Source organism: Acinetobacter sp. UC24323 (genome assembly GCF_024151445.1).
Lineage (GTDB): Bacteria > Pseudomonadota > Gammaproteobacteria > Pseudomonadales > Moraxellaceae > Acinetobacter > Acinetobacter baumannii.
Window position 1 is genome coordinate 186,154 of record NZ_JAHIBY010000001.1, and the last position, 20,277, is coordinate 206,430.

Sequence of the window (20,277 nt, forward strand, 5' to 3'; positions counted from 1 at the left end):
TCTCACTTCACCTGCAATTTAAAAAGAGCTAACGGGTTATCTACAAATTTAATTTGTATACTACGATCACCAAATAAACGCCGTTTAGTTAATGACTCAATGCGCAATTTTTCGGCAAAAACATCAAATAATTGGTAACGTGAAGCATGCTCTGGATGTTGCTGCTGGTAATTTTGGATGACTTCCGCTGCCCATTGCCAAAAATTTTTTTCTGGAAGATCAAAGTTTTGATTTAAAAATATTGCAATATCGGTTAAAGCGACAAAAAACAGACAGGCACAGCTAAAATCACGAATACCATTTAAATCATCTGTCAAAATAAATGACATACTGTTGGTTTTTGCATGCTCAGGCGGCAACTGATCGAGTTCAGGAGCCAATTCAGGGTGTGCTAAATGTGCTGGACTATAGCGCACACCATCATGAAAGTCTTTTAAAAGAACTCGTGTTGGCCAACCTTGTTTATGTACAAGAATAATATTTTGGCCATGTGATTCAGTTGCAATTCCCTCCGCAAAAAGTAAATGAATCAAAGGAGTAATCACAACTTTCAAAAGTTGACGTGTCCATGATTCAACACCATATTGCTGTAACCATGGCGCAATTAATGCTTGCCCATCTTTTTGGATATGACTCACGCCATTTAACGGTATTGCATCTTCACCTTCACGTAAATATTGATGCACACTCTCACGCCATAGACATCCAATTGTGCCGTAGGCCTGTTGAGCATGTGATTTTGGCAATTTAGTAAAATCCACGCTTAAACCATACACTTCACGTAATACAGCAAAATCAAGCTCTTGGGCGGTTTTGCTCTGTTTAATTAAGCGTTGCAACCAGTCTGTAATAATTGGCCCATTCATTACTGTATGTTTAGCCAGAACACGTGAGCTTGATGTGTTAGTTAGACTCATCGACAGTTTGATATAAGGCTTTTCCGGATGCTGCAAGTTAGTCATAGTGCGTAGAGATTGTTGGGCTAAATAGCGATCCTGACTTTGCCCTAAATAAACAATTTTGCCATTTAGAATTTCTTCAGCAAAAATAGAAATTAAATGGTTTTCCCATTGCCAAGGATGAACCGGAATCCAAATATATTCATCAGCCTTCAAATCACGATCTGAGAGATGTTGCAGGAATAGCTCTTGTTCTTGTGAATTCAATTGCTCCTTAAAAAATGAATCTGGTTCTATATCTTCTGAATGTTTTTTTGCAACAATGTCCTGATGCACAGCCAACCAGACCAAGGCGATTGGTTGGGCGAACTCTACCCCATAGCGTACATTGTCTTGTAAACTAAAACCTACACGTGACTTGTAACACGGATGATATGGATGACCATCCATTAAATATGATTCTAAAATATCATATGGATATTGAATTGCCGGCAAAGCATAGTGATCAAAACATGCTTGAGACTGTAAATCATGAATAAATGTTCGTTTTAATTCAAAAATAAAATCTTCAACTTTTGCTGCATCGGTTATGGTTCTAAGAATTTCATCAATAACTAAATTTAAAGTAGCAATCTGATAATGACCGTTTTCATCTTGACGAAATACATCCTGATTGCGGACGAGACGTACCAGCTTGTAACTATATTGTCTTTGCCCTGCAGCGACATAACGAATGGTTTGGCCCTGACTATTTTGTACTTCTATAATAAAATTTTTTCCATCATATTCTGAATGAATAATATCTTCAAAAATTAAAGCTTGAAGTAATTGTTTAATAACACGTTGCTCAACATATTTTGCCTGATCCGAATTTGGATGCTGCCAAGCCTGTAAAGCATTTTGAATCACATGTGTATTTGATAAAACTGGATGTAATTGTCCCATTTTTATTAATCCTATTTCTTTAATTGGTCGATTCTGTACTGTTCAGGAAAACGCCATGCGAAAGGCAAAGTGCAAAGTATAAGAATTGCACAACACACAAAGATTTCCTGCATAGTGTGAAATGATGTAAATATTGCTTGAGTATTTAACGGCAATGATTGTTGTCTTAGCTGAAGATATAACGCGGCAATAACGACTGCCACTGCAGCAAAAATACGTCGGAATAAATTATTTAGAGCGGCCGCTTGAGTAACTAGATGCTGTTGCTGCTGGCGTAAGCTGTTCAAACCTGCCGTAGTCGATGGCATATAAGAAAGTCCCATTCCTAAGCCATGTAATATCATACAAAACACAATGAACCAGACATTTTGTATAGGTGCCCAAGCAAGCAAAAGAAAAGAAGCCACGGTAATCATTAGTCCAAGAGACATGATTTTTGCAGCACCGTAACGATCTAGATATTTTCCGGCAGGTTGACTACAAATACCGGTAACTACTGCACTGCTCATTAGCGCAAAACCAGTCCAAAGCGGGCTTAACTTTAGAAGGTGCTGTATCCATAGTGGAATGAGCAACATGCCAATGAATAAGCCTACTGTTTGTGCCACACAAATGACTAAGCTGTAACAGAAACCCTTTGTAGCAAACAAAGCTGGCTCGATTAATGGCATAGACTTATTCTTTTGTACAAAAATAAATCTTATAAAAAGCAGCACACTTAGAACTAAAAGCACACCATATAGAGGTTGAAATAAGTCCTGAATTTGATGGATTTGGCTCAGTGTCCCAAGTAATAAAACTATGCTTGAGCCGAGAAAAAAGAATCCTGCCCAGTCAAACTCTTGCTTATTGTCCCCTTGCTCTTTAGGTAGAAAAACATAGCCTAAAATTAATGCTAGACAAGCAACAGGTAAATTTATAAAAAATAAGGCCTTCCAATTAAGCCATACCAAAACCAGTGCTCCGAGCATAGGCCCAACTGCTAAGGTTAGCATGATCACGGCACCCCATAATCCTGTTGTACTTCCCCGTTGTTCACTTGGTGTAACTGAAAAAATTAGTCCAAGAGATAATGGAATCATTAATCCGCTACAAAAGCCTTGCAGAGCTCTAGCAATCAACACCGATTCAAACTGATTAAATAAACCACCTGCTGTAGAAGCCAAAGCAAATCCCAATAAGGCAATTAAATAAATTGACCGCTTACCAAAACGCTGGCTTAGGAATCCAGCTAAAGGCAAACTGATACTCATTGCTAATAAAAAGGCAACAACTACCCAACTTGCCCATACCTCACCTACCTGAAAATAGGACATTAAATGAGGTATTGCAGGGTTGAAACTACTGTTATTTAAACTAACCGTACCTGTACCAAGCATAACCGTCAGAAGTACGTAGCGTTGTAAACTTTGCTCATGAGGTTGAGCCGCGGACACAGAAGAACGTTCCATACACATATCCTCTGTTCAGCTTATTCAATATGCTCAGATAATTTACTTCGTGCATACGCTCCCAAAGCAGAATGATGCATTGGCCCTGATTTATTTAAGGGTCTTGAAAACTCGGTTATTTTTGAGGCTGCAATATTGCGAATAGAAACTTCTTCTTGCGCTGATGCATTCACTCCAAATTGTTGGAACGACTGAGAATGATCAAGTTTGAATAACTCTTCACCAACCAATTGATTTGCAATTGTGGCTGCCCTATATGCTCCTAAGCCTAAATCAGGTGTACCTACGCCGTGGTGATAAACTTCCATATTTTGAATAAATATAGATCCCTCACCTTGATAATTGACTTTAAAGTTTGAAGCCACCTGCCAATGGTCGGCCTGATCTCGTATGATCAAAGATTGTAAATTTTGTAGAAACTTAGGGTTTGGATAACGATAACCCGTTGCTGCAATAATACAATCAGCCTCCAGAATATAATTCTTATTTTGCTGACGATGTTCAAAACACAACTTTGTTTTCTGGTTTTCTAAGAGCTCTGCATATTGCAGTTGATGATGTCCAGCCAACGTAACATCTGTAGGCATTCCACCGATACTACGATGATATAAACGCTCATAAATATCACGTATCGTTTTACTGCTAATACCTTTATATAAATTTGCTTGTTGCGCTGGTAACTCTGCCTTTAAACCTGATGGTAAATTGTAAAAGTAATGCATGTAATCCGGACTAAAATGTTCTAAACCGAATGGTGTATTTTCCATTGGAAAGAAACCAGCAGAACGGGTTAACCAATAAAGATGAAAGTCTGGTGTAGTTCGACCATTCATATACTGACGATCAAATAGATCTAAAAAAATCTCTGCTGCGGACTGTCCAGAACCAATTAAAACTACATTTCCTGATAACTTCTGGGAGCTGTACTGTAAATATTCTGATGAATGCAGGCAGGTTCCTGATTTTGAGTAAATCTGTTGTAAGCTTTCTGGTAAATGTGGAGTTGTACCCACTCCCAATACCAATTGTCGAGTACGATAATGTTGGTGGTGCCCATTACACACTACCTCCACATCAAATCCACCTTTAATCGGTTTAATATCCAGCACATGGCTACTAAACTCAATATGGTTAAGTTGTTCTACAACCCATTGACAATAATGATTATATTCCTGACGCGGTATATACAAATTTTCTCTAAAATAGAATTTATATAAACGTTGATGGTGTTTTAAATAGTTTAAAAAACTAAAAGGGCTGGTTGGCTCAACCATACTAACCAAATCAGCCATAAAAGGAACTTGTAACATCGCGTTTGGCAATTGCATACCAGCATGCCAGTCAAATTTCTCACGCTGATCAAAAAAGCGATATTGCAGCCCGCTTTTATCATGTAACAGACTAGCCAGACTTAAATTAAACGGCCCCAGTCCAATTCCAATAAAATCAAGCATAACTCACATCCTTCTGTTCAACGTACAGTGGATTTGGTAGCTGCACATACACGGACTGATGTTCTAATGGTGCAATAAGCTCATCTAATTCATGTAAACGTGTAAGTAAATTGCCTTTATACGGTAAAGAATCGTTAAACAATAAACCCTGTAATAATGTGCTATCTGGATATTGCTCTAATAATTGAAGTAAATTTTGTTGTAAATGGATTAACAGTTCATCTTCAGAGATATAGCCAGTTGCTCCAATTGCATTAATCAAACCAAATAAAGTGTTGCCAAAGAAATAATAACTAAAGCGTTCATCCACAAAATCTTTAGGACCAACCGCATGAGCTTTTTCTAGTAAATCTGGTAATGCTTCTACAATTTCAGTTGCAAACTCTTCAATATAATAAAAGCCTTGGTTGTCACGTAACCAGAGATTTTTCGGTAAACCATCTTCTAGCTCAAGCAATACATTTTGTTGATGCGATTCAAAAGCCATACCGTATTTATGATAAACATACATTAACGGAGCCAAGCCAATCTTCAAGAAATGATCAAACCAATCCAAAGCAATTTCTTTAAAATTCGTTTGTTGATTTTTCTGAGCAATTTGGTCAAATAAAGCATTAAAACGATTTAACTCTTTATTTGGATGGTCTTGACATAAAGATGCAATACAAGTGACTTGTTGCTGTACTGCAAATGGTTGATCACGGAAAATACAAATTGTCTCGTTAATAATCTCGCCGTCTATTTGCAGAGCTATCCAGGCTGGATCATTAACTGCTTTCAATGTTGGGCATTGTTTTAATATTTTTTTACCTAAATCACTGTGCCATAAACGATAAGAAATTTCGCCACGATGACACTCTTTTGCCAAATTCACTCGAATTGAATTAGTGATCATGACTGATAGTGAAGTTTTAACCATCCAAGGGGCGTTAAAACTTGCTAAGGTCCGAATTGATGTAGTCGGTGAAAATTGCCATCCACGTAAACCGATATCAATTAACTGTCCTGTTTGTTTTAATTGCTCAAACCAAGGTTTACCTTGTAAATAACGAGCTTGCCAAGGATGTAGTGGCAATAATTTAAATTCAACATGAGTCTTTAACAGGTTTAAATCGCTTTCGGACAAATACCAACGGATTGCGTCTTTAACTTGATCTGAAATTGGCTGCTCAGTTGCACAACCTTCAGCAATATAATTCTGATGAACAAGCCAATAATGTAACTGAGTTTTTCCAGCATGTTCAGGTGAAAACTTCAACCAATCTTCATGAACAAAACCATTCCGGCTTTTAGGCGCTGGGTGCATACTATGACCCAAAATTAATGCCTGTTCGCTTTCAATAAAATTCTGTCCAGCCTTTAATAAATCATCGAAATCATTATGGCGTTGTTTTAAGAATTGTAGTAGCGCGTCCCGGCTTTGTATCCATTTTTCTAACAATGAAGCAGCATCTAATTTGAATTGAGATTCAATAACCAACTCTTCAAGTAAAAGACTAACAATGGTTCCTGCACTGATTTTTTGCCATTGACCATCAATACACATTTTCGGTAAAGCAGCGAGACGATGGCGTCCTACACGACTTACATAAGATAAAGGTACAGAACATTCTGCTTGTATAGAAGGAAGAGGAAGAGTTAACAGCGTCAAACCAGAGCTAAACGCTTGTTGAGTTGAACTTTGTTGGTCAAAAGAAAGTAAATATCCTTTGCCAGTCTCTTGCATATAAGCGTTGACGAAATTTTGTATCGCCAATCGGTTGGCAAGTTCTTGCATCTGACTACATCCTATTCAGAATCTTAAGCTTTTGTTTTAAAAAAATTTCTTTTTAACAATTTGTTAAAAACAACTGCTTAATCATATTTAGTTTATGATTTTTCTACTCAGCCAATGTAAGGCTAAGAATAATCTTAATGATAATTATTATCATTTCATTATTCAACATACTGAATAATTTTTATTTTTTTAATAACTTTTTGAAATTAAATATGTTTATTCTAAGAGTGATTACTTAATGTAAATTTCTTCACTAAATTTAACAATAGTATTAAATGATAATCTTCTCATTTACAATAGGTTTTCATTATAAAACCCGATTTGAGCCAACCCACTCCTACTTAAATTAATAAGTAGTCCTCTTTTCATAAATTTAATCAAGTACGTCTACAAATTGCGCCGTTAATATTTGTGCTAAATCTTTAGGATTTACACCAATATCTAACCCTCTCTTACCACCACTTACATAAATTTTGCTGAGCTCTTGTGCAGAGGCATCAATTACTGTCTTCAAACGTTTCTTTTGGCCTAAAGGACTAATTCCACCCACTAAGTACCCTGTTAAACGTTCGGCATCTTTAGGATTTGCCATCTGTAGTTTTTTACATCCCACTGCCGTAGCTACTTTTTTTAAATTGAGTTGATGGTTAACTGGTATAACCGCAACAAAATAATTTTTCTCATCGGTAACCAGAAGTGTTTTAAACACTTCATTTACATTAAGGTTTAATTTTTCAGCAGCCTCTAAGCCAAAACTTTTAGCATTTGCGTCATGTTCATATTCATGGATAGAAAATTCGATTTTGTTGCTTTTTAACAGTCTACATGCAGGAGTCATAGGAGTTTAAATTTTAATGAAATAATATTGATTATATTTATTTTAAAGAAAGTTTAAAATTTGCTTAGGCTATTTACATCATTTACATGAAAAATCAAACGAACACCGAACAAAAAACAATCTAAACTTGATATTGAGTAGATGACTCCAATATATTTGGTTGAGATTTAAAGTCTGAACTGGCGAATTTATGAGTTACAAACACAATAATCTGATGGCAATGCGTCACCGTTTTTGGGATGAGTCTTCAGATCATGTATTAAATGAAAAGCAATTTTTACAGCAGACCTTAATCGAACAAGGCATTTTTAATAATGCGACTTTTGATGATGTTAAGTACTTTTTCTATACACTGCCTAGCATCATTATTGTAAAGGCTCATGCGCTTGGTTTTATGCATGATTCCGTCAAGCAAATGGTTATTCAACATATTCAAGCTAATCGTATGCATTTAATGCAAAAGGCTGAATTGAAAATTCAGTTTAAAATGTAATTTTACGGTTAGCATCTGATACGACGTTTTGTAGTAGTTTATTTTTCTGAATGGCAGATATTTTAATTTTCTCACTAACGCTTAGGCTATTTTTAGAAAATTAAAATCTAAAATGAGACTTTCAACTCACCATTCAGTCTGAGGGAACTATTTTAATACGTTCAAAACATGTAATATTCGTTACAATTTTAGATCACCAGCGTTTGGCTGCATGATGCGCATAGGATTCTATTTTCATGTCAAATCAGAACGATAAGCTTAAGAGTTTAAAAACTTCTTCCATGGATCGACGCTTATCAATCGCGAAAGCTTCTTTACTGGCAGGAACACGTTGGGCTACTGCAAGTGCCTCTTCCCTCTTTTCTAGTGAAGAAGAAAAAGAGAAGAAGCGTAAAAAGGCAATGAGCGAGCAAGCTAATTATCTTGTTTCTGAAATTGGCAAACTAAAAGGTTCTATTGTCAAGATTGGCCAAATGATGGCGCTTTATGGTGAACATTTTTTACCTGAAGAAATTACTCAAGCTTTAAATACCTTAAATAACCAAACTGTTGCTTTAGACTGGCCAGCAATTAAACCTCATTTACAAGAACAACTAGGTTCTAAGTTAAATGATCTAACAATTGACCATGAGCCTATTGGTACGGCTTCTCTGGCACAAGTTCATCGCGCAACACGTAAGTCAGACGGTTTAGAGTTAGTTTTAAAAATTCAATACCCTGGTGTTGCGAATGCAATTGACTCCGATATGAGCCTGTTTAAAAACATGCTTAAGCTTACACGTATGGTTCCTCAAACTCGTGAGTTTGATCAGTGGTTCGATGAAGTACGTGAAATGATGCATCGTGAAGTCAATTATCACGTAGAGGCAGCCACAACACGTCGCTTTGCTGAGCGTTTAAAAGATGATGAGCGCTATATCGTCCCTACAATTGTAGATGAATACTGTACCGATCAAGTCTTATGTATGACCTTTGAACGTGGCGTGCCAATTAATAGTCCAGTCATGCTTTCCCTTCCTCAAGAACGTCGCAATCAACTCGGTGAAGCTTCACTAGAGATTGCAGTTCGTGAGATTTTTGAATGGGGTGAAATGCAAACTGACCCTAACTTTGGTAACTACCTTGTTCGTTTAGGTAATGGCCAAGACATTCAGGATAAAATTGTACTATTAGACTTTGGTGCGATCCGTCAGTTCGATGAACATTTACTCTCAGTTGCACGCAATCTTATACAAGCGGGTTATCAGCATGATAAACATGCGATGGTTCAAGCAATGACTGGATATGAGTTTTTCGATGCAATGCCTGAAAGTATTAAACCCGGCATGGCCGATGTCTTTTTACTTGCGACAGAAGCATTCAGTACCCCTGCAAATAATCCAGATATGCCAGCTGGGCTGATGGATGAACATGAACGTTATGACTGGAAAAAGAGCCAGTTACATAGTCGTGTTATGCAGCAAGCAAGCAAATCAATGGCGTCTCGATATTTCTCGGTTCCTCCAAAAGAATTTATGTTTATTAGCCGTAAGTTTATTGGCGCATATACATTTATGACTGTTATTGATGCCAAAACAAATGTACGACGTATGATCCGTAACTTTGCTTAATATTATTAAGACTAGAATGATTCCGTGTCATTCTAGTCAATTCCAACAAAAGAGTTCTTTTTTAAAATTTATTTTATTTTATAAAATCAAAAATATAGACCAAAACCTATTTTGCTTTTACCATTTATCTACTCATTTTTTGAATGTCAGCAACGACATAGTTTTTTCTTATACAGCGTGTCAGCATAAAACAATAACAATGTGTTAGGACACCATAATCATGACAAATATGATCAATAAAGCCCAAGGGTTGGGTTTATCGCTGATCACAAAACTAGCTGGAAGCGATGTACTTGATCAACTCAAACTACGTAAATTTCTTGAAAGGTCTCTTTACCAAGGTTCAAAAGCTGGTTTTAGAGCATTAAGTCAGACTCAGAAAGCATTTAAACCTAAGCAAATTCCCCAACAACGGCTGCCTCAACAGAAGAAAAACCTGTTTGATTTAAGCCTAACTGAAGAACAACAGATGACTTCAGAGGCAATGTCTCAATTTGCTCAAGAAGTTTTATTGGGATTAGCTCATGATGCTGATCAGACAGCTCAATTTCCAGAAAGCCTTTGGCAATATGTAGAAGATTTAGGATTAAACTATTACGCTCTTCCAGAAGCACTAGGTGGTGTCGCCGCTGAACAAAATATTGTAAGTAACTTATTGATTGCTGAAAAACTAGCTGAAGGTGATTTTAGTCTTACAGCAGGGCTCTTAAGTACGTTTAGTGTTATTAATGCCATTACACGTTGGGGTTCTACTGAAGTTCAGTCAATGTATCTGCCTTGCTTTGCTGAAGACTCAGACATTACCGCAACATTTGCAGTACAAGAAGCAACTCCAGCATTCAACCCTTATGTTTTAAAAACAAAAGCCTCTCTTGAAAATGATCAATATCTTATAGATGGTGAAAAAACCTTAGTCATTTTAGGTGATCTGGCTGATGTGTTCTTAGTGAGTGCTGACTTTAATGGCAAACCAGATGTATTTGTAGTGCAAGTGGGTGACACTATTTCCATTAAGAACACTCCAGCAATGGGTCTCAAAGCAACAGAGACAGCTACTTTAAAATTCAGCCATACACCCGCTCTACGACTAGGTACAACAGATTTTGATTACACCGCCTTTTTAGATTTAGGCAACTTAATGTGGTGTGCAATGGCTGTAGGAACCTGTGAAGCTGTAAAAGCATATTGTATTAAATATGCCAATGAGCGAACTGCTTTCGGAGAACCAATTTCACATCGTCAAAGTGTCGCATTCATGATTGCAGATATGGCAATTGAAATTGATGCTATGCGCATGCTAATTCTAAATGCCGCAAGTCTTGCCGAAGCAGGTAAACCTTTCCATCGTGAAGCATATTTAGCTCGTCTTCTTTGCGCAGAAAAATCCATGAAAATAGGAACAGATGGCGTACAAATTTTAGGTGGTCATGGGTTTACAAAAGAACACCCTGTTGAACGTTGGTATCGTGATTTACGTGCAACCGCAATTTTACATTCTGGCCTACATGCTTAAGATCAATCAGAGGATATTTTCATGAATTTACAAAATCCAAAAAAATTCAAAATGATGATTGATCAGGCACATGATGTGGCGATCAATGTATTACGCCCTATTTCCCGTAAATACGATAAAGCAGAACATGCTTATCCGAAAGAACTCGATATGCTCGCTTCACTCATTGATGGCATGAATGAAGGTGGTGAAGGAATTAATGCAGGTGCTGCCGGTGCAGGAAAACGTGGTGAAACTGATAATGAAGGAGTCCGTAATGGAACCAACATGTCAACAGCGTTAGGCATCATTGAAATGTGTTATGGCGATACTGGGCTATTACTCAGCATGCCACGTCAAGGTTTAGGAAACTCTGCAATTGCCGCGGTCGCAAATGATGAGCAACTAGAACGTTTTAAAGGTACTTGGGCGGCTATGGCCATTACCGAGCCAGGTTGTGGTTCTGATTCTGCTGCGATCCGTACTACTGCAACTAAAGATGGTAATGACTACATTTTAAATGGTGAAAAGATTTTCGTAACCTCTGGTGAACGTGCGGACTCGGTGGTTGTGTGGGCTACACTTGACCGAAAACTTGGACGCGCAGCAATCAAATCATTTGTGGTGCCTGAGGGTACACCCGGAATGAAGGTTGAACGACTTGAACATAAGTTAGGAATTAAAGCCTCTGACACAGCCGTTATTAGTTTTACTGACTGTCGTGTTCCAGCTGAAAACTTGCTCGGTAACCCTGAAATTGATGTTGCAAAAGGTTTTGCCGGTGTAATGGAAACCTTTGATAATACACGTCCATTAGTCGCAGCAATGGCAATTGGCTGTGCCAAGGCTTCTTTAGAGCGTATTAAAGAAATTTTTAAAGACCAGTTAGACACCAATTACTCTACTCCATATTTACAAACTTCTAACCTTGCTGCACAAATTTACCGAATGGAAGCCGAATGGGAAGCTGCACGGTTACTTATGCTGAAAGCCACTTGGATGGCGGACAATAAGAAACCAAACTCAAAAGAAGCTTCCATCGCTAAAGCAAAAGCAGGTCGTGTAGGCAATGAAATCACTTTGAAGTGTGTCGAATTAGCAGCAAGTGTTGGCTATAACGAAGATGAACTACTTGAGAAGTGGGCACGTGATTCAAAAATTCTTGATATTTTTGAAGGTACTCAACAAATCCAGCAACTTATTATTGCTCGACGTGAGCTTGGGAAATCTTCAAGCGAACTAAAATAAAGATATTGCAAGGGGATTTAGCCTACTTGCTCCTTAGCATTATAACTTATGGGTAAAATAAAACCCTCTAAACACATGATTAGAGGGTTCGGTATTTCAGGAATATATTTTTTAATTATTCAGCCTGTGTAGCTTCTAAGGACTTATCGACTACACCAAATTTTTTGAAGATTTTTGCACGACGCTTTGGAGAAATATTTGCTTTATTTAAATCCCCTTTGTAGTGATCAAATACACGCTTATCCATCATTTTAAACCACCATGAGGGAATCATGGCTGGTAGCAGCATACTTGCATAGCCACTTGGCAACTCTGGTGCTTCATCAAAATGACGTAACGCTTGGAATGGACGAGTTGGATAAGCATGATGATCTGAGTGACGCTGTAACTGATATAAGAATAAGTTGGTCACTACATTGTTATTATTCCAGCTATGCTCTGGCATTGTACGTTCATATTGACCATTTTCTTTTTTCTGACGCAATAAGCCATAATGTTCAATATAGTTAATAATTTCGAATAGACTAATTCCGTAAAATGCTTGTGTTGCTAAATAAGGAATCGTACCTTTACCAAAAATTCCTACCATAGAAGCATGGAAAGCAGCACTCATACCCCAGCCTTGCAGCAATTCATTATCGAGTGACCAAAACTCTTTACCTTTACGTTTTAAACGATTTTTCTCAATTTCAATTGCTGATTTAAAAGAACCGATAACAGTACGTGGCCAAAATTCATAGAATGTTTCACCCATACGTGAAGATGCAGGATCTTCAGGAGTAGCTGCACGCTTATGATGGCCATATGGATGCTCAATACGGAAATGGTTGTAACCTGTAGGCACTAAAGCAAGATGAGATAAAATATGGTCTATACGATCATGTTTATGGCTTAATTCATGGGCTGTATTAATTGCAATACCATTAATGGCACCCATCGAAATACCAAGCAAAATTTTGTCAATAAATGAAGTATCTTTACGGCTTGTTAAATAACATGCATAAATATTTGCCGCATACTGCAATGGAATAAAACTTTTTACCAAACGCGAATAATATGGATCTTTCTCAAGAAGTTTAATTTCTTCATCGGTTGGATTACGCGCATCTTTACCAATAATTGTATCAATTGCAGGAATCACAACGTGTAATAAAAGTGGGCCACCTAAAGCAAATACTTTCTTTAATGGGCGTGGACCAAAATGGTATCCAGCTAAAATACCTAAACCAATTACAGGTAGAGCCGGACTAATCATCCATAAATAACGCTTACGATCTATCTCACGCATAGACGCTGGCACTGGCATAAGTTCTTGCTGAACATTTACTGGTGCATTCATAGTCATATTTCCTTTTTCTATATATCTATATAGTTAAAGAAATACTATTTTCTTAACAGTTGTAACCGTCCAAAAAACCTATTTCAAAGTCTTTGGCATTTTCTTCCACTTTTTTGTCCTAAAAACACATGTTGATCTATTCTTATAGCTCACTATAATTTTATTAAAATAATGATTGATCACGTAAACATGGATGCACTAAGTAAATTTTTTGATGATATCCACTTAAATAAGTCTGAATATATTTATATAAAAGCACAAGGTGAATGGGCTTTTAAAACACAAGATCAATCTGCTTTACTGGCTTATATCGTTTTAACGGGTTCTGTATATATCCAATTAAATGTCTCAGAGAAAATAACAGCAAGAGCTGGAGATATTATTTTAATTCCTTCTGGAAAAGCGCATCATGCTACAGACTCAAAAGCTACTGCAAGTAAACTTGTAGATCCAGTCGATATTACTCCATTATTTAATGGACATCGCCACGATCCAATTGAATTAGGCTCATCAACATCTGAAAATACCCTATTACTCTGCTTACGCTGTCAAGTCGATACTTATATGGCAGGGCCACTTATTAATGCATTACCCTCTATTATGCATATTCAACATGAGAACCAGGCCACTCCTCCTGAATGGTTGCAAATAGGTCTCTACTTTTTAGCGGTCGAAACACAAAAAATCCAACCAGGTCATGACAAAATTATTGATCACTTAGTCAGTATTCTTTTAATAGAATGTATTCGTGATCATATTCAACAAATGTCAGATCAACAAAATTGGTTAGGTGCCCTCACACATCCTGAATTAAGTAATGCTTTATCCGCAATTCATAGTCAACCTGAAATAAGCTGGACTGTTGAATCATTAGCTGAACAATGCTGCATGTCACGATCTAAGTTTGCCAATCTTTTTAATAGTATTATTGGTGAACCACCTCTTACTTATTTGCAGCATTATCGCTTCCGCTTAGCTAGCCAATATCTACGCACAAGTAATTTATCAATACAACAAATTTCAAATAAAGTGGGCTATTCTTCCGAAACCGCATTTAGTCAGGCATTTAAAAGAGTATTTGATTTATCACCTAAACAATATAGACAAAATTATATTGGTACTAATCTCGATGAATAATAAAAAAAGCGCCGAAGCGCTTTTTTATTACATAGATTTTATTTGATTTTAGCGTGTGACTTTAAGTATTCGCTGTAATCTTCAAGTATCTGTTGACCACGAGATTGGCGGTAAAGCTGTTTTAATTGTTGCAACTGATCAGCAGGCATAGCGTTAACAGCAGCTGAATTTACATTAGAAACAGCCACAACCACTAACTCATTTGGTAAGTTCGCGGTAGTTACAGACCACATACCTGGTTTTGGCGCAGGAACACTAAATGCTGCACGCTCAATTGCACGTTTTAAACCTTGTGAACGAGTAAATACACCCGCTGATTCAAAAGCAACTTTATTTTTCGCGACAACTTGTTCAGCTGGCTGAGTTTTGAATTCTGTCAGCATTGTAGCGATTTTCGCTTGAGCTGCTTTACGTGCTTTCTCATCAATTACTTTAGCTTTTACTTCATTCATTGCTTGGGCAAGTGGTTTAACACCAGCCGCATGATAGTCACGTACTTTAACCCAAACAGTATCTCCGTTCGCTAATTGAATATTAGATGAAGCATTACGATCGCCATTTTTCACATCATCATTAAACAATTTAATTTTTACGTTAGGATCACTTAAATATGGATTTTGAGTGGCTAAAGTTACACCATTTAATGATTCGATTTTTGTACCTTTAACCTGCTGTGCAACAGCGTCTAAAGAATCATTACCAACAATCGTTTCATTCAAGCTATTTACGGTATCTGAATAAACAGATGCAACTTTATTCTTTTCAACTTCTGCAATTAAACGTGGTTTCTCAGCTTCAAATGAAGGAATTTGGTTCGCCTGAGTCTCCGCTTCAATAATATGATAGCCATATTGTGTTTTTACTGGCTGAGAAATTTGACCATTTTTCAAGCTTAAAACAGTTTTATCAAATGCATCAGAGAAAACACCAGGTGCATATGCTTCAACTAATCCACCTTTCGTTTTAGAAGTTGGATCTTCAGAGAACTGAGCTGCTGCTTGAGCAAATGAAAGTCCACCCTGAATTTTTGCATATACATCTTTAGCAAGTTTTTGAGCTGCCGCATCATCACGAGCGTCTGTCGTAATAAGGATATGTTTCACTATGCGTTTAGCATCTTTTTGCTGAGTTTCTACGAACTTTGCATAAGCTTGTTTAAGCTCGGCATCTGTGGCTGGAGCTGGCTTAGCCATTAAAGACGGAGATAAAACAACATAATCTACATCAACAGAAGCAGGCTGTTTAAACTCATTCTGATGTTTGTTGTAGTAATCAGTAGCCTCTTGGTTCGATGCAGTTAAACCAGCTTTATAAGGGTCTAACTTAATACTAGCCAAATGCAATGTACGCTGTTCAGTTTGCAAATTCGCAATTTGCATTAAATCAACTTTACTCACTAAAGAATAATCTGCAAAAGTTGAAGTCAACATTTTTAAAGCGTGATCTTGACGTAAGCTAGCGATTAAGCCTTCGCTTGTCATACCAATCGAACGCAAATAATTTTCATATAATTTTTGTGAAAACTGGCCATTTTCTTGCAAACTTGGCTGCTGAGCTAACATTTGCTCGATTTGAGCATCGCTTAAAGAAATACCTAATTTTTCAGCTTGTTGAATGAGCAAATTACGGGATACCAATATATCAAGAGCTTTGGCTTGAATTACCGGTAAATTAAGTAAACTTTCATCACCCTTTACAGCAGCTAAATATTGTTCTTTGTACCTTTGCGTTAAAGTTTCAAGGTCTTTTTTTGATATGTCCTGTCCATTTACAGTTTTTGCGACATCTGCCTTGTTTCCCCTATTAAAATATCCTTCAATACCTACAAGCGCTAAAGGGGTCAAAAACAAAACTAAAAGGACTTTGCCGAGCCAACCCTTAATGACTGTACGAAACGATTCCATAAGTATTCCAATATTTTATTTCGAGGAGAATTTTAACTGAAAAACCACAATGAATGAATGAGCAATATTGGTCAATTCAGATTTTTAATAAAAAACGCGCCTATATTGGCGCGTTTAATCATCTTAAAAGATTAAGCAACTGAATCTTTAAGACCTTTACCAGCTTTAAAGCTAGGTACTTTTGTTGCTTTAATTTGAAGCTCTTCACCAGTTTTAGGGTTACGACCAGTACGTGCAGCACGTTCTTTAACACTGAAAGTACCAAAACCAACTAAAGTTACTGTGTCACCTTTTTTAAGTGCTTCAGTAATTGACGCAATTGTCGCATCGAGTGCCTTGCCTGCATCAGTCTTAGATACTCCCCCTTTTTCAGCAATTGCATCGATTAATTCTGATTTATTCATGAATAAAACATCCTCTTAATATCGTTTGTTTAAGGTCCAAGGCTATAGTTTAAAAGGCCATGACGCCTTTATAGCAATGCTTTGGGGGAAAACGCAATACTAGAGCAGAGCTTTTAGCAAAAATAAATGCTAAAAAACTGTTATATATTTGCTAAATCCCTACATTTTTTTACTTTTCATTCAATTTTGCCTTCAATTTCTGATTTTCTTCAATTAAAGCATCTACCTTTATATGCAGTTGAACTAGGAGTTGTTCAATGTGCTGTAAATCCTTCGGAGTGACCAAGCCAATTCTATTTAAAGAGTGGTTTACACTCGTATCTAAAATTTTCTCGACCTTGTCTTTTGTATCAGAAACCGACTCTTTTGCTTTTTCGGTTACTTTACCAACAGTTGTATCTGCTAAATCACCTGTTTTAGATTCTAACTCTTCTCCTACTTTGACTAATGAGTCAAATAGTTTATTCCCTTCTTCTTCGGCACGAGAAAAAGCACCCAAACCTGCCAACCAGATTTGTTTAGTATACTTTCTAAAATCTAATGCAGATTTTCTAGAACTTTTTGATTTTGATTTATTTTTTTCTCCTTGCTCTTCTGCTTGTGTTTCTATGTTTGCATTATCCATTGATCTAAGCTCCTGATCGGATGAGAGAGACGAAGTGTTATTTAACCACAAAATATTCTTATAATAACAAAGTCAAGACTTGATACATTTATGAAACTGTTCTACAAAACAATCATGTCATGTAAATATATTTAACAGGACATTGTGTTAAGTTTGAGATAGGATGTCTCATTCTCTCAATTAATCTCTAATATTTAAGGATAAACTTTTATGAGTGAAACGCAACAAAGACAAAAACATCCACGTCTGTTGCTGAATATTGTTCTAATTATTTTAGAAACTTTTTTCTCATTTATTCTCACCCACGATGGTGTTCTTCGCTTGCAAGCGAAAAAGTTTATCGCCAATAAAATAACAATCCGTATTAATAGCTATTTGCCATTTTTCGATTTCTATGTGCAGTTTACGGAAAAAGGATTGCTATTTGATATTCACTCATATGACCGTCGGATTGATTTAGAAATTAATAGTACTCTCGTTGACCTTATCAAAATTTTTGTTTTTTCAAACCAACGTAGCCTGAATAACATGCGAATTGATGGGGATGCAGAGACTAAAAAAGAACTTATCGATTTAATTTCGCATCTCACTTTACCTAAGCTTCTAGCAGACTGGAAACAGTGGTTCAACGCACCAGATGATGAAGCCGAAGCCCTAGCCTCTCGCAAAAAAATTGCTCCATTACTTGAAAAAATCGACCAACAACGCTCAGAAATAAATTCGTTGCATGTCGAAATTAAACAGTATCAAAACCGAATTGCACGTTTACAACAGCGCCAACGGAACATTAACTTGTGCTTTGGTATAATTAGCCTAATATTTATTGTTTATTTCATATATAATTTGTGGGTAGCTTAACTTATTTTTTCTAACTTGATCCTGCACTTGAATTAAAAATAAAAAAACTTGACTATTTTAGTCGGGATTCATAAAATCCTATTATCTAGTCTTAACATGTGTATCGAATCATGCGCCTTACAACTCGCGGTCGCTACGCAGTGACTGCTCTACTTGATTTAGCTTTGCAGCCAACTGAACAAACGATCACGCTCGCCGAAATTGCCGCACGTCAATCTATTTCAGTTGCTTATTTAGAGCAGTTGTTCGCAAAACTTAAGCGTCATGGGTTAGTTTCTAGTGTTCGCGGTGCAAATGGTGGTTACCATTTGGCTCGAAACGCTGATGAAATTACTGTGTTAGAAATCATTGAAGCCGTAAATGAAACTGTTGATGCAACGCGTTGTGACCATAAAGGCAACTGCCAAAATGGTGCAATGTGTCTTACTCACGATTTATGGCAAGAACTCTCTCATCATATTGCCGACTATTTAGCTAAAATCACTCTTGCCAACCTCATTAGCCGAGACAACGTTCAAACTGTTGCATTACGCCAAAATGTAACTGGCACAGATTCAGCTCTTTTATCGGGTACAGGTATTTGATATGAAACGTCCAATTTATCTTGATTACGCAGCAACCACTCCAGTAGATCCGCAAGTTGCAGAACGTATGATGGAGTGTTTAACTTTCGACGGTACCTTTGGTAATGCTGCATCTCGTTCCCACGCTTATGGCTGGCAGGCAGAAGAAAAAGTTGAATATGCACGTGAGCAAGTCGCAAACTTAATTAAAGCTGACCCACGTGAAATCGTTTGGACTTCTGGTGCAACTGAATCAGACAACCTTGCTCTTAAAGGTGTTGCTCAATTCTATGCATCTAAAGGCAAACATATCATTACAAGTAAAATTGAACATAAAGCTGTTCTAGATCCTTGCCGTGAATTGGAAGAACAAGGTTTTGAAATCACTTATTTAGAGCCAGAACCACAAACAGGTTTAATTACTCCTGAAATGGTTAAGGCTGCCCTTCGCCCAGATACTATTCTTGTTTCTCTTATGATGGTAAACAATGAAATTGGTACAGTTACAGATGTAGCAGCGATCGGTGAATTAACACGTGCAAATAAAACGTTTTTCCATGTAGATGCAGCACAAGCAGCTGGTAAAGTCGATATCGACTTATCTACAATGAAAATTGACCTAATGAGTTTCTCTGCTCATAAAATTTATGGTCCAAAAGGTATCGGCGCATTATATGTACGTCGTAGCCCACGTGTTCGTCTAAAAGCACAAATTCATGGCGGTGGACATGAACGTGGTATGCGTTCTGGTACTTTAGCGACTCACCAAATTGTTGGTATGGGTGAAGCTTTTGAACTTGCAGGCAAAACAATGCATGCAGAACAAGAACGTATTCGTAAACTTCGTGACAAACTTTGGAACGGTTTACAAGACCTTGAACAAGTGTTCTTAAATGGCCACCCAACTCAAAACGTTGCTAACTATTTAAATGTCAGCTTCAACTTTGTTGAAGGTGAATCTTTAATGATGTCGCTTAAAGACGCTGCTGTATCAAGTGGTTCTGCTTGTACTTCTGCTACTTTAGAGCCTTCATATGTTCTTCGCGCATTAGGTTTATCTGATGAGCTAGCACACAGCTCAATTCGCTTTAGTTTTGGTAAATACACGACTGAAGAAGATATTGACCACGTGCTTACAATTACCAAAGCCGCTGTTGAGAAATTACGTGAACTTTCTCCGCTTTGGGATATGTACAAAGAAGGTATCGATCTTTCTACAGTTGAATGGGCAGAACACTAA

Annotated in this window: 17 protein-coding genes; 8 read left to right on the top strand and 9 right to left on the bottom strand. The window is 37.2% G+C overall.

The genetic code is table 11. The annotated features are described in order from the left end of the window. Positions 1–2: 2 nt before the first annotated feature. The 5 genes from KNQ97_RS00885 to ybaK form a co-directional block, all read right to left on the bottom strand. The gene (locus KNQ97_RS00885; RefSeq protein WP_253611677.1) at positions 3–1,844 is read right to left on the bottom strand and encodes an IucA/IucC family siderophore biosynthesis protein; all 1,842 of its coding nucleotides are present in this window, start codon (positions 1,842–1,844) and stop codon (positions 3–5) included. Between the two features lie 11 nt (positions 1,845–1,855). Further along, positions 1,856–3,295 carry a DHA2 family efflux MFS transporter permease subunit gene (locus tag KNQ97_RS00890; protein ID WP_253611678.1) on the bottom strand — a complete coding sequence of 480 codons (1,440 nt, stop codon included), beginning with the start codon at positions 3,293–3,295 and terminating at the stop codon, positions 1,856–1,858. Between the two features lie 20 nt (positions 3,296–3,315). Further along, positions 3,316–4,749, bottom strand: coding sequence for a lysine N(6)-hydroxylase/L-ornithine N(5)-oxygenase family protein (locus tag KNQ97_RS00895; protein WP_002047435.1), 1,434 nt, complete (start codon positions 4,747–4,749; stop codon positions 3,316–3,318). Continuing rightward, positions 4,742–6,526, bottom strand: coding sequence for an IucA/IucC family siderophore biosynthesis protein (locus KNQ97_RS00900; protein ID WP_253611679.1), 1,785 nt, complete (start codon positions 6,524–6,526; stop codon positions 4,742–4,744). The genes KNQ97_RS00895 and KNQ97_RS00900 overlap by 8 nt, the downstream gene beginning before the upstream one ends. Before the next feature lie 373 nt (positions 6,527–6,899). Beyond that, positions 6,900–7,364 (bottom strand): Cys-tRNA(Pro) deacylase, encoded by a 465-nt coding sequence (gene ybaK / locus KNQ97_RS00905; protein WP_000186520.1) that lies wholly within the window; start codon positions 7,362–7,364, stop codon positions 6,900–6,902. Between the two features lie 190 nt (positions 7,365–7,554). Here ybaK and KNQ97_RS00910 point away from each other — a divergent pair, with 190 nt between their 5' ends. From KNQ97_RS00910 to KNQ97_RS00925, 4 genes are all read left to right on the top strand, one after another. Then, the gene (locus tag KNQ97_RS00910; RefSeq protein WP_000120630.1) at positions 7,555–7,857 is read left to right on the top strand and encodes a hypothetical protein; all 303 of its coding nucleotides are present in this window, start codon (positions 7,555–7,557) and stop codon (positions 7,855–7,857) included. A gap of 236 nt (positions 7,858–8,093) precedes the next feature. Next, a complete protein-coding gene (locus tag KNQ97_RS00915) occupies positions 8,094–9,467 on the top strand; it encodes an AarF/ABC1/UbiB kinase family protein (protein ID WP_000070798.1) in 1,374 nt (457 codons plus the stop codon). Positions 9,468–9,696: 229 nt separating this feature from the next. After that, positions 9,697–10,980 (top strand): acyl-CoA dehydrogenase family protein, encoded by a 1,284-nt coding sequence (locus KNQ97_RS00920; protein WP_220525894.1) that lies wholly within the window; start codon positions 9,697–9,699, stop codon positions 10,978–10,980. A 21-nt stretch (positions 10,981–11,001) separates the two neighbouring features. Beyond that, positions 11,002–12,207 carry an acyl-CoA dehydrogenase family protein gene (locus tag KNQ97_RS00925; protein ID WP_253611680.1) on the top strand — a complete coding sequence of 402 codons (1,206 nt, stop codon included), beginning with the start codon at positions 11,002–11,004 and terminating at the stop codon, positions 12,205–12,207. A 115-nt stretch (positions 12,208–12,322) separates the two neighbouring features. On the opposite strand, the gene KNQ97_RS00930 is transcribed toward KNQ97_RS00925, so the two are convergent. Further along, positions 12,323–13,546 carry an alkane 1-monooxygenase gene (locus KNQ97_RS00930; RefSeq protein ID WP_000993544.1) on the bottom strand — a complete coding sequence of 408 codons (1,224 nt, stop codon included), beginning with the start codon at positions 13,544–13,546 and terminating at the stop codon, positions 12,323–12,325. Positions 13,547–13,717: 171 nt separating this feature from the next. Here KNQ97_RS00930 and KNQ97_RS00935 point away from each other — a divergent pair, with 171 nt between their 5' ends. Then, on the top strand, positions 13,718–14,683 hold the full coding sequence (locus tag KNQ97_RS00935) for an AraC family transcriptional regulator (protein WP_000565267.1): 966 nt from the start codon (positions 13,718–13,720) through the stop codon (positions 14,681–14,683). A gap of 38 nt (positions 14,684–14,721) precedes the next feature. Here KNQ97_RS00935 and KNQ97_RS00940 read toward each other — a convergent pair whose 3' ends face one another. The 3 genes from KNQ97_RS00940 to KNQ97_RS00950 form a co-directional block, all read right to left on the bottom strand. Next, positions 14,722–16,587 carry a SurA N-terminal domain-containing protein gene (locus KNQ97_RS00940; RefSeq protein WP_223069175.1) on the bottom strand — a complete coding sequence of 622 codons (1,866 nt, stop codon included), beginning with the start codon at positions 16,585–16,587 and terminating at the stop codon, positions 14,722–14,724. A 131-nt stretch (positions 16,588–16,718) separates the two neighbouring features. Then, entirely contained in the window at positions 16,719–16,991 is a 273-nt protein-coding gene (locus tag KNQ97_RS00945; RefSeq protein ID WP_001043034.1) for an HU family DNA-binding protein, read from the bottom strand. Positions 16,992–17,160: 169 nt separating this feature from the next. Then, complete coding sequence (locus tag KNQ97_RS00950; protein ID WP_000368000.1) at positions 17,161–17,616, bottom strand: phasin family protein; 456 nt, start codon at positions 17,614–17,616, stop codon at positions 17,161–17,163. Positions 17,617–17,826: 210 nt separating this feature from the next. Here KNQ97_RS00950 and KNQ97_RS00955 point away from each other — a divergent pair, with 210 nt between their 5' ends. From KNQ97_RS00955 to KNQ97_RS00965, 3 genes are all read left to right on the top strand, one after another. Next, positions 17,827–18,474 (top strand): hypothetical protein, encoded by a 648-nt coding sequence (locus KNQ97_RS00955; RefSeq protein ID WP_000005343.1) that lies wholly within the window; start codon positions 17,827–17,829, stop codon positions 18,472–18,474. 110 nt (positions 18,475–18,584) lie between these two features. Beyond that, entirely contained in the window at positions 18,585–19,058 is a 474-nt protein-coding gene (locus KNQ97_RS00960) for an Rrf2 family transcriptional regulator (protein ID WP_001241480.1), read from the top strand. A gap of 1 nt (position 19,059) precedes the next feature. Next, positions 19,060–20,277: an IscS subfamily cysteine desulfurase gene (locus KNQ97_RS00965; RefSeq protein WP_000828390.1), complete on the top strand. Its 1,218-nt coding sequence runs from the start codon at positions 19,060–19,062 to the stop codon at positions 20,275–20,277.